This window comes from Chelativorans sp. ZYF759 (genome assembly GCF_012911015.1).
In the GTDB taxonomy this organism is placed as follows: Bacteria; Pseudomonadota; Alphaproteobacteria; order Rhizobiales; family Rhizobiaceae; genus ZYF759.
Map to the genome: position 1 here is coordinate 201,001 of NZ_WVVV01000002.1, position 15,190 is coordinate 216,190.

General features: G+C 66.2%; 13 protein-coding genes. 5 read left to right on the forward strand and 8 right to left on the reverse strand.

All coding sequences use genetic code 11. From position 1 onward, the window contains the following. Window positions 1-26: 26 nt before the first annotated feature. The 8 genes from GRZ55_RS04855 to GRZ55_RS04890 form a co-directional block, all read right to left on the reverse strand. On the reverse strand, window positions 27-248 hold the full coding sequence (locus GRZ55_RS04855) for a twin-arginine translocase TatA/TatE family subunit (RefSeq protein ID WP_169285771.1): 222 nt from the start codon (window positions 246-248) through the stop codon (window positions 27-29). Between the two features lie 36 nt (window positions 249-284). Further along, window positions 285-1,391, reverse strand: a complete 1,107-nt coding sequence (locus GRZ55_RS04860) for an ABC transporter ATP-binding protein (protein WP_169285772.1) — start codon at window positions 1,389-1,391, stop codon at window positions 285-287. Between the two features lie 56 nt (window positions 1,392-1,447). Further along, a complete protein-coding gene (gene scpB, locus GRZ55_RS04865) occupies window positions 1,448-2,197 on the reverse strand; it encodes an SMC-Scp complex subunit ScpB (protein WP_169285773.1) in 750 nt (249 codons plus the stop codon). Further along, complete coding sequence (locus tag GRZ55_RS04870) at window positions 2,190-3,002, reverse strand: ScpA family protein (protein ID WP_169286016.1); 813 nt, start codon at window positions 3,000-3,002, stop codon at window positions 2,190-2,192. The genes scpB and GRZ55_RS04870 overlap by 8 nt, the downstream gene beginning before the upstream one ends. Before the next feature lie 66 nt (window positions 3,003-3,068). After that, complete coding sequence (gene nagZ / locus GRZ55_RS04875) at window positions 3,069-4,088, reverse strand: beta-N-acetylhexosaminidase (RefSeq protein WP_169285774.1); 1,020 nt, start codon at window positions 4,086-4,088, stop codon at window positions 3,069-3,071. A 75-nt stretch (window positions 4,089-4,163) separates the two neighbouring features. Next, the gene (locus GRZ55_RS04880) at window positions 4,164-6,824 is read right to left on the reverse strand and encodes an SPOR domain-containing protein (protein ID WP_169285775.1); all 2,661 of its coding nucleotides are present in this window, start codon (window positions 6,822-6,824) and stop codon (window positions 4,164-4,166) included. Window positions 6,825-6,930: 106 nt separating this feature from the next. Beyond that, window positions 6,931-8,691, reverse strand: coding sequence for an arginine--tRNA ligase (argS, locus tag GRZ55_RS04885; protein WP_169285776.1), 1,761 nt, complete (start codon window positions 8,689-8,691; stop codon window positions 6,931-6,933). A gap of 62 nt (window positions 8,692-8,753) precedes the next feature. Further along, window positions 8,754-9,977 carry a deoxyguanosinetriphosphate triphosphohydrolase gene (locus tag GRZ55_RS04890; RefSeq protein ID WP_246734524.1) on the reverse strand — a complete coding sequence of 408 codons (1,224 nt, stop codon included), beginning with the start codon at window positions 9,975-9,977 and terminating at the stop codon, window positions 8,754-8,756. 82 nt (window positions 9,978-10,059) lie between these two features. Between GRZ55_RS04890 and erpA the strand changes: the two genes are divergently transcribed. The 5 genes from erpA to parE all read left to right on the forward strand — a co-directional run bounded on the left by erpA (window position 10,060) and on the right by parE (window position 15,137). Then, the gene (gene erpA, locus GRZ55_RS04895; protein WP_169285778.1) at window positions 10,060-10,410 is read left to right on the forward strand and encodes an iron-sulfur cluster insertion protein ErpA; all 351 of its coding nucleotides are present in this window, start codon (window positions 10,060-10,062) and stop codon (window positions 10,408-10,410) included. 6 nt (window positions 10,411-10,416) lie between these two features. Continuing rightward, complete coding sequence (gene xth / locus GRZ55_RS04900; RefSeq protein ID WP_169285779.1) at window positions 10,417-11,214, forward strand: exodeoxyribonuclease III; 798 nt, start codon at window positions 10,417-10,419, stop codon at window positions 11,212-11,214. A 45-nt stretch (window positions 11,215-11,259) separates the two neighbouring features. Beyond that, complete coding sequence (locus tag GRZ55_RS04905) at window positions 11,260-11,553, forward strand: hypothetical protein (protein WP_169285780.1); 294 nt, start codon at window positions 11,260-11,262, stop codon at window positions 11,551-11,553. Between the two features lie 236 nt (window positions 11,554-11,789). Beyond that, window positions 11,790-12,884, forward strand: a complete 1,095-nt coding sequence (locus GRZ55_RS04910) for a sensor histidine kinase (protein WP_169285781.1) — start codon at window positions 11,790-11,792, stop codon at window positions 12,882-12,884. Window positions 12,885-13,094: 210 nt separating this feature from the next. Continuing rightward, window positions 13,095-15,137 (forward strand): DNA topoisomerase IV subunit B, encoded by a 2,043-nt coding sequence (parE, locus tag GRZ55_RS04915; protein ID WP_169285782.1) that lies wholly within the window; start codon window positions 13,095-13,097, stop codon window positions 15,135-15,137. The last annotated feature ends 53 nt before the right edge of the window (window positions 15,138-15,190 follow it).

Below are 15,190 nucleotides of genomic sequence, written 5' to 3' on the forward strand. Positions count from 1 at the left end.
TCGGAAAGCCGCGCAAGGCGCGGCGATCAGGTCTTGCTCGCCTTTTCCTTTGTCGTGCTCTGGACGGTCTCGTCATTGCGATGCTCGACGGTCTTCGGATCCACCGCCTCATCATCGGACATGCCTCGCTTGAAGCTCTTGATGCCCTTGGCCATGTCGCCCATCAGCTCGGGGATCTTGCCGCGGCCGAACAGCAGCAGCACCACCACGAGGACGATGAGCCAGTGCCATACAGAGAAGGTACCCATGATCGCTCTCTTTCGAATTATTTCCCAACTGGAGACTTATGCATTTTCGCGTTCTGTTTCAAACACTAGAACGTCGGAGGGGCGTACGGAAAGGAAAATATCCCGAACGTCCGACGGCAGGACGCCGCAGCGCACGCGCGCCCGGATCGGCTCTTCGGCACCCGCCACCGCCATTTCCAGATGCTCGACCACGCCCAGGAAACGCCGCGAGAGGATGCGCGCGGGCACTTCGCCATGGGATTCGTGGAGGTCGAAGCCCGACAGGCGGATGGCCACGTCGACCCTTTGTCCGTCCCCGATGTCGCCGCAGGGCACCCGGCCGAGCGGTGTATCCACCGCGCCGCCCGAAACGCGAGCGGGCAGGACGTTGAGTTCGGAAAAGAAACCGGCTGCAAACAGGCTGGCCGGGTTCTGATAGAGATCCTCCCCCGTGCCCGCCTGCACGAGCCGTCCATCCTTCAGGAGGGCGATGCGGTCGCCCATGCGCATCGCCTCTTCGGCGTCGTGCGTGACGACGATGGCCGTCGCCCGGCTCTGGCGCAGGATCGCCAGCGTTTCGGCGCGCACCGAATCCTTGAGCCGCGAATCAAGGCCGGAGAAGGGTTCGTCCATCAGCAGCACGGAGGGACGCGGCGCCATCGCCCTGGCCAGCGCCACGCGCTGCTGTTCTCCGCCCGAAAGCACGTGCGGATAGGAATGGGCATAGCGCTCCAGCCCCACCCGCCGCAGCGAGATCATCGCTTCCTTCTCCGCCTCGGGCCTGGACAGTGCGGTGAGGCCGAACCGCACATTGTCGATGATCGTCATGTGGGGAAACAGCGCGAAATCCTGGAACACCAGGCCGACGGATCGCTTCTCCGGCGGCAGGAAAACCTTGGGCCCCGCGATCTCGCGATCGTTGAGCAGCAGCCGTCCGCCCGTCTGCACCTCGATGCCCGCCGCAATGCGCAGAAGCGTCGTCTTGCCCGACCCCGAAGGCCCGAGCAGGCACAGGACCTCGCCCGGATTGGCGGCGAGCGACACCCCGTGCAGCGCCGGCACGCCGGGGCTGAACTCGTGGGCGACGTTCTCGAAAGTCAGGCGTGCCGCAAAGGTCACGCCCGCAGTCACCCGGGATGCGGCCCCGGGCTCGACTACCGACATCGGTTTCTCCGCGCGATTGGAGCCGTCAGGAGCCCGCATCGTGCGGGCGCCTCTCGTCAATCATCCTCGATCCGGGGTGTCAACAGCCCGAGTTCTTCCAGGTCGATATCGGTCAGCGGGTCTTCATCCTCCGACAGCTCGTCCGTGTGGGCCGGCGGCTGCGGCACCGAGAAGTTGGAAGGCATGCGCGGCGACAGCAGCCCCGCGCCCTTCAGCTCGTCCATGCCGGGCAGATCGCGGATTTCCTCGAGCCCGAAATGATCCAGGAACGCGTCGGTCGTGCCGTAGGTCACGGGACGGCCGGGCGTGCGGCGGCGGCCGCGCAGCCGCACCCATCCCGTTTCCAGAAGCGTGTCCAGCGTGCCCTTGGAGGTCTCGACGCCCCTCACCTCCTCTATCTCGGCGCGGGTCGTCGGCTGGTGGTAGGCGATGATGGCCAGCACCTCCAGCGCCGCACGCGACAGTTTCCGCTGCTGGATCGCGTCCCGGCTCATCAGGAAGGCCAGGTCACCCGCCGTGCGGAAGGCCCAGCCCTCGCCGACCCTGACCAGGTTGACGCCGCGGCCCTCATATTGCCGGCGCAGCTCTTCCATCACCGCGGCCACATCCGTGCCGTCCGGCAGGCGGGCCGAAAGAGCCTTCTGGCTGACAGGCTCGGCCGATGCAAATACGATCGCCTCGGCCATCCGCAGGGTCTCGCCCATATGAGCGTGCAACTCGGCCTGCCCCGTCTCGTCCTCCCGATCCTCGCCCATCTCGCCGTCGCGGACGAAGGGGATCACCTTGGCCTTGCCGCCCTCACTCATTGCCGGCCTCCGCTTGCGGGCGATCGACCGGCTCCGGGCGCCTGCGCATGTAGAGGGGCGCGAACGCCGCGTCCTGGCGCATCTCCAGCGTGCCTTCGCGCACCAGTTCCAGGCTCGCGGCAAACGAACTGGCGATCGCCGTCGCGCGCTCTTCGGGCCGGGGGATATAGCGCAGGAGGAAATGATCGAGCGCCGTCCAGTCGCTGAAGGAGCCGATCAGCCGAGTGAGAATGTCGCGCGCCTCCTTGAGCGACCACACGCCGCGCTTGGCGATGCGCACATTGGTGATCGCCCGGCGCTGCCTTTGTCCGGCATAGGCCGTCAGCAGGTCGTAGAGCGATGCCGTGTAGGCGCTGCGGCGCTCGTCCACGATCGCCTCCGGCATGCCGCGCATGAAGACGTCGCGGCCGAGCCGGTTCCGGTTCACGAGTCGCGAAACGGCATCGCGCATGGCCTCAAGTCGCTTCAGGCGGAATTGCAGGATGGCCGCCATTTCCTCGCCGCTCGCCTCGCCGTCATTGGCGGGTTTGGGGATCAGAAGCCGGGATTTCAGATAGGCGAGCCAGGCCGCCATGACCAGATAGTCGGCCGCCAGTTCCAGTCGCACCGCGCGCACGCGCTCGATGAAATCCAGATATTGTTCGACAAGGGCCAGGACCGAAATGCGCGACAGATCGACCTTCTGGCCCCGTGCCAGATGGAGAAGCAGGTCGAGCGGTCCCTCGAAGCCCTCCACGTCCACCACGAAGGCGGGATCGGAACTGGTCCTGTCGGGCGCGGCATCCTCGCTCCACAGCCGCTCCAGCGGCGTGGCCGAACCTGATGCTTTTTGGGGACCCGCGCTCACCGCCCGAAATACTCCTGTTGATCGTCAGGCCGCAGCCTCGAAGAGAGATCTGAACTCCGCCCGCAATGCGGCGATGTCGAGACCGTCGCCCGATGACAGCAGGGCGCAGGCCCGCTGCGCCCGTTTCAGCGCCTCGCCGGCCAGGATGGGCGCGGCCCCTGCGACCGGCCCCATCTCGTCCATGACGCCGTTGCAGTGAAGGACCACATCGCAGCCCGCCGCAAGGCTGGCCGCCGTACGCCGGGCGAAATCCCCAGAAAGTGCGCGCATCGACAGGTCGTCGCTCATCAGGAGCCCGTCGAAGCCGATCTCCTCGCGGATGATCTGCGAAACGATCTTGGCCGACGTCGTGGCCGGCGCGCTGCCGTCGATGGCGGTGTAGACGACATGCGCGGTCATCGCCATCGGCATGTCGTTGAGCGCCCTGAAGGGCGGGAAGTCATGCGCCGACAGCGCCTCGTGGGACGCGTCCACCTTCGGCAGATCCAGGTGGCTGTCCGCGAGCGCCCTTCCGTGCCCCGGAATGTGCTTGATGACCGGCAGCACGCCGCCCGCCAGCAGCCCTTCCGCCGCGGCCCGGCCGAGGGCTGAGACCGTCTCGGGATCCTTGCCATAGGCGCGGTCACCGATCACGTCATGCGCGCCATCCACCGGCACGTCGAGCACCGGCAGGCAGTCGGCGTTGATGCCGTAGCCTGCGAGATCGGCCGCATGGAGCCGCGACATCAGCCAGGCCGCCCGCAGGCCGGCCTCCGCGTCGCGCCGGTAGAGCGCGCCGATGGCCGCCCCGGGCGGATAGGTTTCGGCCAGCGGCGGCCGCAGGCGCTGCACGCGCCCGCCTTCCTGGTCGATGAAGACCGGCGCGGCATTATCGTCCACGCAGGCACGCATCTCGGCCACCAGCTCGCGGATCTGGTCGGGCTCGGAAAGATTGCGCGCAAACAGGATGAAACCCCACGGGCGCTCGCCCGCGAAGAAGTTTTTTTCCTCGGCCGACAGACGAAGCCCGCTGGCGCCGAGGATCATTGCCTTTGATTCGCTCATGGATGCCACAATAGAACGAAGGCGGCGCGTTCGCACGCGCCGCCTTCGATTGATTTTGTGAGTTGCCTCAGCCCGTCAGCGCGAAACGAAGCAGCTGCCGCCGGCCTGCTGGTAGCGGGTGCACAGGTTCACCGCCTCGTCGCGGGTCGCCATCGGAATGCGCACCCGGTAGAAGGTCCGCCCGTCGACCTGGGCGCTGACGATGTTCACGCCCCGGCCCTCAAGCAGCGAACTGTAGCGGCGCGCGAGGTCCTGATAGGTCGCCTGGGCGCTCTCCGAACTTGGCTGCGAGGCAATCTGCATCGACCATTCGCTGGTCTGCGTAGCCTGCGGGGCAGCCGGCGTCGGCGCGACGGCGGCAACCTGCTGCTCCGGCTGCGGTGCCGGGGTTGGCGCTGCGGCAGCGGGCTGTTGCTCCGCGGGCCTGGCTGCCGGCGCAAGCTGGATCTCCTCGGGCATGGCGGCAGCGGCCTCGACGGTCTCCTCGGGAGGAGCCGACGGTGCCTGCGCGGCGGCATTGTCGGGCTGGGCCAGCTGTTGCACGGGTGCGGGCGCACTTTCTGGAGCGGCGGATGCTTCCTCCTCGCGCGGGACGATCGAGCCGTCGGGACGTACCACCATCGTGCGCACCCGGCGCGGCTGCAACGCCACCACGTCGTCGGCGGCGTTCGAGGCCGAGTCGCCCGAAGCGGCATCGAGCCGGTCATCGACCTTCACCGCCGACAGGTCCGAGCCGAAGCCGGCATCGCTGTCAGCGCCGGGACCCACGATACGCGGCGCGTTCTGGACCGTGAGATCGATCGGCTCTTCGGCGGTATCGATAAGGCGCGTCTGGGAAGGCTCCGCCTCCTCGCGGCCACCGGCGACACGCTGGTAGACCTCGTTGTCCTGGTTGGGCACCACCGTGCCGCCCGGCTCTTCGGGACGAACGCGGACGGGCTCGCCATCGGCCTGCAGGAACACCGGCTCTCCGCCGCCTGCTCCCCCGCCCGACCAGAGCGCGAACACGCCGACACCACCAAGGAGCAACAGGGCAACGGCACCACCGGCAACCATCATGTTCCTGCGCCGGTTGTCGCGCAGCACGGGGCGGTCGCCGTCCATGTCGTCGGCCAGATCGTCGTCATGACGATAGGCAGCGAAGCCCGTTGCGGCGCCGGCGCTCTGGAAGTCACCCCGGAAGGCGGCATCGTCATAGTAGGACGGGTCCGCCGTCTCCGCGTCGTCGGCATGCAACTGGCCATTGCCTGGCCCGACATTCACGGCCGTATCCCATTCGAACTCCGGCTCTGACGCATGGCCCGACGCCGCGTCCTCGGCGGCGTAGGCCTCTTCCGCTATCCGGTCCGGCTGATCGTCGCCGAGTTCGAAGGCACGGCTCAGTTCGGCAGTCAGATCGTCATATTCGCTCGCCGCCTTCACCGGTTCGTCGACCGGCAGATCGGGGATCTCGAATTCCGCGCTGCGGATCGGCTCGAAATTGGTCATCTCGACCGTCTCGATCTCCGGAACGTCGCGATCGGCAGCGGCCGGACGCGAGGGCCAGGCCACGCGAGCCGCCACCGGGGCAGCCGCCTGGACGACGGATTCCTCGGCTCGCGGCATGGCGGGTGCGGCATGGGCGGCATGGGCGGCAGGCTCCGCTGCAGCCGCTGTACCCGGCTTGTCGGCGCCGGCGAGCAGCATCGTCAGTTCTTCTTCCAGGCTCAATGGCTGGGGTGCGGACTGGCTCTGGTCGGCGTCGGAGACAGGCTCGGGTGCCTCGGCGACGAACATCTCTTCATCCGCAACGGCTTCGGCCGGCTCGTACAGGCTGTCCTCGAATGGTGCCGCCTCGGCCGTATCGAACCCAGCGGGCTCTTCCGCTGCAAACGCGGCGGCGGCGCTCGGCTCGGCGCGGACCGGCTCCGCCTCGAGCGCACTCATGAATTCCTCGTCGAACTCGAATTCCTCGAAGGCGGCTTCCTCATGGAGGGGAGCTTCTTCGGGCTGCGGCGCCATGGCGACGGCGGAGGGCACGGAATCAACCTCTGCTTCGCCCCAGCCTTCATTGGACAAGTCGCCGCCTGACGGTTCCTGCTCTGATGCGGGAGCTTCATCGTCCCGCGCCGTGACCGAGGCAACCTCCGGCGGCTGCGCCCACCGCTCGGGCTGCGTATCGCGGGTCTGCCAGTCGTCGTGGGAACGCGCTGCCGGGACAGGATCGTCGGCAGTTTCGAAGTCGAGATCGTCGATCGCCTCGACCATGGCATAATCGGATTCCGACCATGGGTCGTCGGAAGACGCAGAAACATCCGCCGATGTCGGTTCGTCTTCGGCGGGCAGCGCCGGCTCGTCGTCGAGGCCGGTATCGAAGGCTGCCCCGAGCTCCGCATCGAGATCGGAGAAATCGAGCTCGTCGACCATCTCGTCGGTCGGCCCGGCATACGTTTCGGCCTGCGGTGCGGCAAACGCTTCGGCCTGCGGCGCGACCGGCGCGGCGGGCTCGTCATGCGGTTCGCGCGCCACGTGCGGCGTGTCGGCAACAGCAGGCTCTGCGGCAGCTACGGGTTCGTCATATTCGCCAAGGTCCAGATCGCCCAGAAGCTCGTTCTCGAGGTCGAGAGCAAAATCGCTTTCGTCCACCCGCTGTTGATCCTGCCGCGGGTCGTGTCCCATGATCCGGGTCAGTTCCGCGAAGGGATCGTTGTCGTCGAGGTCCGGGCGCTCACTGCGCCCTGCAATATTGTCTGCCATGCCTTTTCCCGCACTGAATAGTGGTCGGACGCCGGCGACGTCTCAAACTTTGTTTCGGCCCGTACCAGCGCAATGTGGGCAAATGGTGTCAGGAAACGATGGCGGTCTAGCGCATCTCAGCGGGAGCTTCCGCGCCGATCAACGCCAGGCCGGACGTCAGGACGTCACTCACAGCCTGCACCAGCCCGAGTCTGGCATAGGTCAACTCTGGGTCGTTAACCTTAACAAACCGTAAGTCGTTTGTCTCTGTGCCGCGATTCCAGTGTCCGTGGAACGTGCTGGCGAGATCGTGGAGGTAAAAGGCGAGACGATGCGGCTCGAGTTGCTGGGCCGCCGACTCGATCAGGCGCGGATATTCGGCGAGCTTTCGGATCAGCCCGACCTCGCCCTCGTCGGTCAGCCGGTGGGCCGCCGCCGCCAGCGCATCGCGGGCGATCATCCCGTCGACGCCAAGTTGCTCCTTCGCCTGCCGGAAGACCGAATGGCAGCGTGCCGAAGCATACTGCACGTAGAAGACCGGATTGTCCTTGGACTGCTCGGTGACCTTGGCGAAATCGAAGTCCAGCGGCTCGCCATTCTTGCGGAACAGCATCATGAAACGAACCGGGTCGCGCCCGACCTCGTCGACGACCTCGCGCAGCGTGACGAAGGTCCCTGCCCGCTTGGACATGCGCACGGGCTCGCCGGCGCGGTAGAGCTTGACCAGCTGGCACAGAAGGATGGTCAGCTTCACCTCGCCGTCCGACAGCGCGCGCGCCAGCGCTTCCATGCGCTTGACATAGCCGCCGTGGTCGGCGCCGAGGATGAAGATCAACTGGTCGAACCCGCGCGCGATCTTGTCCTTCATGTAGCCGACATCGGCCGCGAAATAGGTGTAGGCGCCGTCCGACTTGACCAGCGGGCGATCCATGTCGTCGCCGACCTCGGTGGAACGGAACAGCGTCTGTTCGCGATCCTCCCAGTCGTCCGGCGTCTGACCCTTCGGCGGCGGCAGCTTGCCCTTGTAGACATGCCCCTTCATCGTCAGGTCGTTGATCGCGTTGCGGATGGCCGAAGCGTGGTCGGCATGCAGCGTGCGCTCGGAGAAGAACACGTCGTGATGGACGCCGATCGCGGCCAGATCGTCGCGGATCAGTTCCATCATGGCATCGATGGCGCGGTCCTTGGCGATCTCGAGCGCCTCGTCTTGCGACATCTCCATGAGCCGCGCACCGAATTCCGCCGCCAGCTTCTCGCCGACCGGCACGAGGTAGTCGCCGGGATACAGGCCTTCCGGAATCGCGTCGATCTTCTCGCCCATCGCCTCGCGATAGCGCAGCAGCACCGAACGGCCGAGCACGTCGATCTGCGCACCGGCATCGTTGATGTAATATTCCTTGGTCACGTCGAAGCCCGCGAAGGCCAGCACGTTGGCGAGGGCGTCGCCCACCACCGCGCCGCGGCAATGCCCCACATGCATCGGCCCGGTGGGATTGGCCGAGACATATTCGACATTGATCCTGCGGCCCGCGCCGACGGTCGAACGGCCGTAATCGGTACCCGCCTTCAGCATGTCGGCGAGCTGTACCTGCCAGAACCCGTCCGAAAGCCGCAGATTGATGAAGCCCGGCCCGGCCACTTCGACCGAGGCCACGTCGGGATCGGCCCGCAGCGGCCCGGCAATGGTCTCGGCCAGCGCGCGCGGGTTCTGACCCAGGGATTTGGCCAGCACCATGGCGGCATTGGTCGCCAGATCCCCATGCGTCGCATCTCGCGGTGGCTCGACCGTCATGCGCGAGAGGTCGAGCGCGGCGCCGTCCTTGGTCTCCAGGCCGAGCGCCTGGATCGACTTGCGGATGCGGTCGCTGAAATCAGCGAAGATGTTCATGGTCGGGCTTTCGTGACGGGAAGGTTGCACGTGCGGGCCGGGGCCGGCAGAACGGGCATCGCCTAGACGAAATCGGGCGTATGGTCAAACAGGCGCCGGTGTTCCTTGATCGCGTAGGTGTCGGTCATGCCGGCCAGGAAATCGGCCACGCGGCGCGCGCGCAGGGCCAGGTCGCGGAGCGGCTCGGTGCCGCGCCAGGCCTCGGGCAGCGCGCCATCGTCCTCCATGTAGCGGTCGAACAGCTCGTCGACGACACGTTCGGCCCGCGCCCGCACCGCCATGACGTCGGGATGCCTGTAGAGATTGGCGTAGAGAAAGGCCTTCAGTTCCTTCTCGGCGGCCTGCATTTCCTTTGAGAAGGCGACCACCGGTCGGCCTGCGGCATGAATGTCCTCCGCGCTCTGCGGCTGCAGTTCTCCGATGCGGGTTGTCGCCGTGGATATCGCGTCCTCCACCATCAGCGTGATCTGGCGGCGCATCAGCTCGTGTCCGGTGCGCACGGGATCGAGGTCGGGGTAACGTTCCCTCACCTCGGCCAGGATCGCCGCCGGCAGCGTGACGTCCTCCAGCATGTCCAGCGTCAGGAGCCCGGCGCGCAGGCCGTCATCGATGTCGTGCGTGTCATAGGCGATGTCGTCGGCCAGGGCTGCGGCCTGCGCCTCGAGACCCGCATGGCGCGACAGTTCCAGATCGTGGCGCTCACAATAGTCGAGGATCGATTGCGGCACCGCCCCGTCGATCCCCCTGCCCTCGGCATCGACCAGCGGCCCGTTGTGCTTCACCAGGCCCTCCAGCGTCTCCCAGCTCAGGTTCAGCCCGTCGAACTCGGCGTAGCGGTGCTCCAGCAGCGTCACGATCCGCAGCGATTGCGCGTTGTGGTCGAAACCGCCCCACGGCGCCATCTTGCGGTCCAGCGCCTCTTCGCCCGTATGGCCGAAGGGCGTGTGGCCGAAATCATGTACCAGCGCCACCGCCTCGGCCAGGTCCTCGTCGCCCCGCAGCGCCCTGGCGAGCGCCCGCGCAATCTGCGCGACCTCGATCGAATGCGTCAGCCGCGTGCGGAAATGGTCGCCCTCGTGGGCAATGAAGACCTGCGTCTTGTGCTTCAGCCGGCGGAAGGCCGTGGAATGGATGATGCGGTCGCGGTCGCGCTGGAAGGGCGTGCGCGTGCGGCTTTCGGGCTCGGGCACCAGCCGCCCGCGCGACCGCGCGGGATCGCTCGCATAGGCCGCGCGCGGCCTGTGGCCGAAACCGATATCGCCCAAAACTGTCTTGTCAGTTGCCAATGTCGCCGCGCCCGTCCCGCGTGTTGACTTGGGGTGTGCCGCTCCATACCTATGTTGGGACCATGAACGCAAGGTGACGCCGATGGGCATGGACGCAGCTACCGAGATGAAGAACGTGGAAGTCAGCGATGCCGCCGCCGCGCGCATTGCGAAGATTCTGGCCGGCGAGCCCGGCAAGACCGCGCTGCGCGTGTCGGTCGAAGGTGGCGGCTGCTCGGGCTTCTCCTACAAGTTCGACCTCGTGGACGAACGCAACGAGGACGACACCGTGCTCGAGAAGAACGGCGCCACGGTGCTGATCGACGAATTGTCGCTTGTCTATATGGGCGGCTCGGTCATCGACTTCGTCGACGATCTGATCGGCCAGTCCTTCCAGATCAAGAATCCCAACGCGGTTGCCTCCTGCGGCTGCGGCACCTCCTTTTCGATCTGACATCACATGCGCGTCGCGACCTGGAACATCAACGGCGTCAAGGCGCGCCTGGACAACCTGCTGCACTGGCTTGAGGAGGCATCCGCCCCCGAGATCGTCTGCCTGCAGGAGATCAAGTCGGTCGACGAGCAGTTTCCGCGGCTTGAGATCGAGGCGCTCGGCTATCATGTCGAAACCCATGGACAGAAGGGGTTCAACGGCGTCGCCATCCTGTCGAAGCTGCGCTTCGACGAGGTGAACCGCGGCCTTCCCGGCGACGAGGCCGACGAGCAGTCCCGCTTCATCGAGGGCGTGTTCTCCGTCGATGGCGGCGTGGTCCGCGTCGTCAGTGCCTACATGCCGAACGGCAACCCGATCGGCACCGAAAAATTCACCTACAAGCTCGCGTGGATGGAGCGCCTCCAGGCCTGGACCGAAGCCCGCATGGCGCTTGAGGAGCCGCTGGTCCTGGCCGGCGACTACAACATCATTCCGCATCCGGTCGATGCCCGCGACATTTCCGACTGGCTGGGCGACGCGCTCTACCAGCCGCAGAGCCGCGCCGCCTTGCGCCGGCTGGAAGCGCTCGGCATGACGGAATGCGTGCGCGCCGTCACCGATGCGGCCGAGACCTACACTTTCTGGGATTATCAGGGCGGCTCCTGGCAGAAGAACAACGGCATCCGCATCGATCACATCCTGCTCTCGCCCGAAGCCGCCAACCGGTTCGCATCGGCCGCGATCGACAAGCGGGTGCGTGCCTGGGAGAAGCCGTCCGATCACGTACCGGTGATCGCCGAACTGGATTTTCACGCGCCGCATTGAGCCTGCCCGCGTGGCCGGGCCGGCTTCTGCGTGGTAATATTGTTCATGGACCCGGCCTCGGCATTCGCGTTTCTGCTCGCCGCCTTCACCGCTCCCGACATGGAGCCGGACGGTCCGCTGTGCCGCGCCAACGGCCAATGGTACCGTCAGGGCGAGATCGCCTGCATCGAACCGCCCTGCATGGCCCCGCGTCTGTCGCGCTGCGGCATGGTGCTCAACAACTCCGCCTGGGTGAAGATCGAGGACGGTTGTCCCACCACATCGGCTCCGCCGGACGGCTCCTTCCTGACGGCGACGAGCGGGTTCCCACCTTTGCCGCAGGACCGTTGCGGCCGCTGAGCACGCAGCTCCTCGAATTGTGGCGGCCGGTCCGCAGGGCTCCGAAATTGCCGGAGCGGCGCGCCAAAGATTCTTCCCCCGAACAGCCCTGATCGCTGCAATTGAGATATTTTCAGTTGCACGCAAAGATCGTAGAGTGCCCGTCCAGTCGAGTAGCAGTGGGGAGCTTCATGTCTGTCGCGTCTAACTCCTCCACGTCCGGAACTGACGGTCTGTTGCTCCCCCGCAGCGGACGGATGGCCCAGCAGATCCTCTCCTTTGATTGGGCCGGCACCTCGCTGGGACCCATAGGCAGCTGGCCCAGGTCGCTTCGCAACATCCTCAGCACCGTGCTGGCGTCCCGTCAGCCGATCTGCTTCTGGTGGGGGCCGGACCTGTTGCAGTTCCACAATGACGATTACCTGCCCGTGCTGGCGGACCGGCAGGATCGGGCTCTCGGCGCCCCGTTCGAGGAGTTGTGGGCGGATGTCTGGGACGATGTGAAGCCTTTTGTCGACGAGGCCATGGCCGGCCGGGGCACATGGGCTGAAAACCTGCCTCTCGACATGGTCCGCAACGGCGCTGTCGAACAGACACTCTGGACGTTCTCCTACAGCCCCCTTTATGACGACGACGGACGGATTGCGGGACTGATGAACATCGTCTCGGAGACGACAGAAGCAATCCGCGATCGGGACACGCTGGCCGCCGAGATCGAACGCGCCAGTGCCGCGCTCGCCGCGCAGCGGGAAGCGGAACGACAGCAGCGGCTTCTCCAGCGCGAATTGTCGCATCGTTTGAAGAACACCCTCACCATGGTGCAGGCGATCGTCTCGCAAAGCCTGGAAAATGCGACGGATCCGGCCGACGGCGCACGCCGGGCGTCCGAGCGCATCCAGGCACTCGCCAGGGCCCAGAACATGCTGACGTCGGGGAACTGGGAGAACGCGGACATACGCGAAGTGATCGGTGCCGCGGTCGCTCCGCATTTTGACGGGACGGAAAGGGTGAAGATCGCGGGGTCGAATGTCGGCCTCTCCGCGCAGCAGGGTCTGGGACTGTCGCTGGCGGTGCACGAACTTTCGACCAATGCCGTCAAATATGGCGCCCTGTCCACGCATAAGGGCCGCGTCAGCATCGGCTGGACGGTCGACGAGGAGGGCGCGTTTCACTTCGAGTGGGTCGAACAGGACGGACCGCCGGTCAGGCAGCCGGAACGGCAGGGCTTCGGATCGAGGCTGACGACACGCGTCGTGCCCACCTATTTCGACGGAAAGGCCGCCGTCGAGTTCAGATCCGACGGCATCGTCTACAGCCTGAGCGGCCGCCTTGCCGGTGGCTCGCCGGACTGAACATCGCATCCGACGTCTTTTCGCGCGGTGATCCCCGACCTGGCCGGAGCCGCGGGTGGCAGGTCGGCTTGCCAAAGCAGGGTGTCACGGTCCCGTCCGTTCTCCAGTGGCGGCATTTCCCCCGGCATGCGGCTGACGACCGAACCCGTTCGCTTCCCCAATTGAAGCGTGGCACTATCGCCCGTGATTCGCAGCCGATATACGGTGCCCATGCACGAAGACCTTTTTTCAACCGCCCCCCCGTCCCCGCCCGAACGCGAGCCCGAGGCCCCTGCCCCGCGACCGGCGCCGGCGCGCAAGCCTGCTCCAGTGGCCGATGCCTCCGACAGCTATGGCGCCGCCGACATCGAGGTGCTGGAAGGCCTCGAACCGGTCCGCCGTCGCCCCGGCATGTATATTGGCGGCACGGATGAAAAGGCGCTGCACCACCTCTTCGCAGAGGTGATCGACAATTCGATGGACGAGGCCGTCGCGGGCCACGCCACGCTGATCGAGGTCCGCTTCGACGCGGATGGCTCGCTGACGGTCATCGACAATGGCCGCGGCATTCCCGTCGACCCGCATCCCAAGTTCAAGGACAAGTCGGCGCTTGAGGTCATCATGACCACGCTCCATGCCGGTGGAAAGTTCGACTCCAAGGTCTACGAGACCTCCGGCGGCCTGCACGGCGTGGGCATCTCGGTCGTCAACGCGCTGTCCGAGAGCCTGCGGGTCGATGTCTTCCGTGCCCGCCAGCATTACCGGCAGAGTTTTTCGCGTGGCCACGCACAGGGGCCCATCGAAAGGATCGGTGAGGTCCACAATCGGCGCGGCACGCAGGTGCGCTTCAAGCCCGATCCTCAGATTTTCGGCGCCAAGGCGGCTTTCGACCCCGCCCGTCTCTACAAGATGGCGCGTTCCAAGGCCTATCTTTTCGGCGGCGTGAAGATCCGCTGGTCCTGCGACGCCAGCCTGCTGGATCCCAAGGGCGAAACGCCCGATACCGCGGAGTTCCACTTCCCCGGCGGCCTCAAGGATTATCTCGGCGCCTCGCTGAACGGCGACTTCCAGGTCACGCGCGAGCCCTTTGCCGGCAAGAGCGCACGCCAGGGCGGCCACGGCTCGGTCGAATGGGCCGTCACCTGGTTCGGCGGCGATGGTTTCGTGCATTCCTACTGCAACACGATTCCCACTGCCGAGGGCGGCACCCATGAGGCGGGCTTCCGCACCGCGCTGCTGCGCGGCCTGAAATCCTATGCCGAACTCACCGGAAACAAGCGCGCCGCCGCCATCACCAGCGAGGACGTGATGATCTCGGCGGCCGGCATGCTGTCGGTGTTCATCCGCGAGCCCGATTTTGTCGGCCAGACCAAGGACCGTCTGGCCACCACCGAGGCCATGCGGATCGTCGAGCAGGCGGTTCGCGATCCTTTCGACCACTGGCTGGCGGAAAATCCGCAGGAGGCCACCAAGCTGCTCGACTGGGTGATTGCGCGCGCCGACGAGCGCGTGCGCAGGCGCCAGGAAAAGGAAGTCAACCGCAAGTCCGCCGTGCGCAAGCTGCGCCTTCCGGGCAAGCTTTCCGATTGCACGCAGAACGCGGCCGGCGGCACCGAACTCTTCATCGTCGAGGGCGATTCGGCCGGCGGCTCCGCCAAGCAGGCCCGCGATCGGGCCAGCCAGGCAGTGCTTCCCCTGCGCGGCAAGATCCTCAACGTCGCCAGCGCCGGCCATGACAAGCTGACCGCCAATCAGACGATCGCCGACCTCGTCCAGGCGCTCGGCTGCGGCACGCGCAACAAATACCGTGACGAGGATCTGCGCTACGACCGCGTGATCATCATGACCGACGCCGATGTCGACGGCGCCCACATCGCGGCGTTGCTCATCACCTTCTTCTACCAGGAGATGCCGCAGCTCATCAAAGGCGGCCACCTCTTCATGGCCGTGCCGCCGCTCTACAAGATCACCCAGGGCGGCAAGACGATGTATGCCCGCGACGACGCCCACAAGGACGAACTCCTTCGGACCGAATTCACCGGCCGCGGCAAGATCGAGCTTGGCCGCTTCAAGGGGCTGGGCGAGATGATGGCGTCGCAGCTCAAGGAAACGACCATGGACCCGAAGAAGCGGATGCTGCTGCGTGTCGAGATCGGCGATGCCCAGGAGGAGACCACGAAATCCGCCGTGGATGCGCTGATGGGCACCAAGCCCGAGGCGCGGTTCCGCTTCATCCAGGAGCGCGCCGAATTCGTCGAGGAGCTCGACATCTGACCTCGATCAGCCTCGCTGAGGGCTGCCGGTAGCCAGGGCGGGAGGTTGCGCCA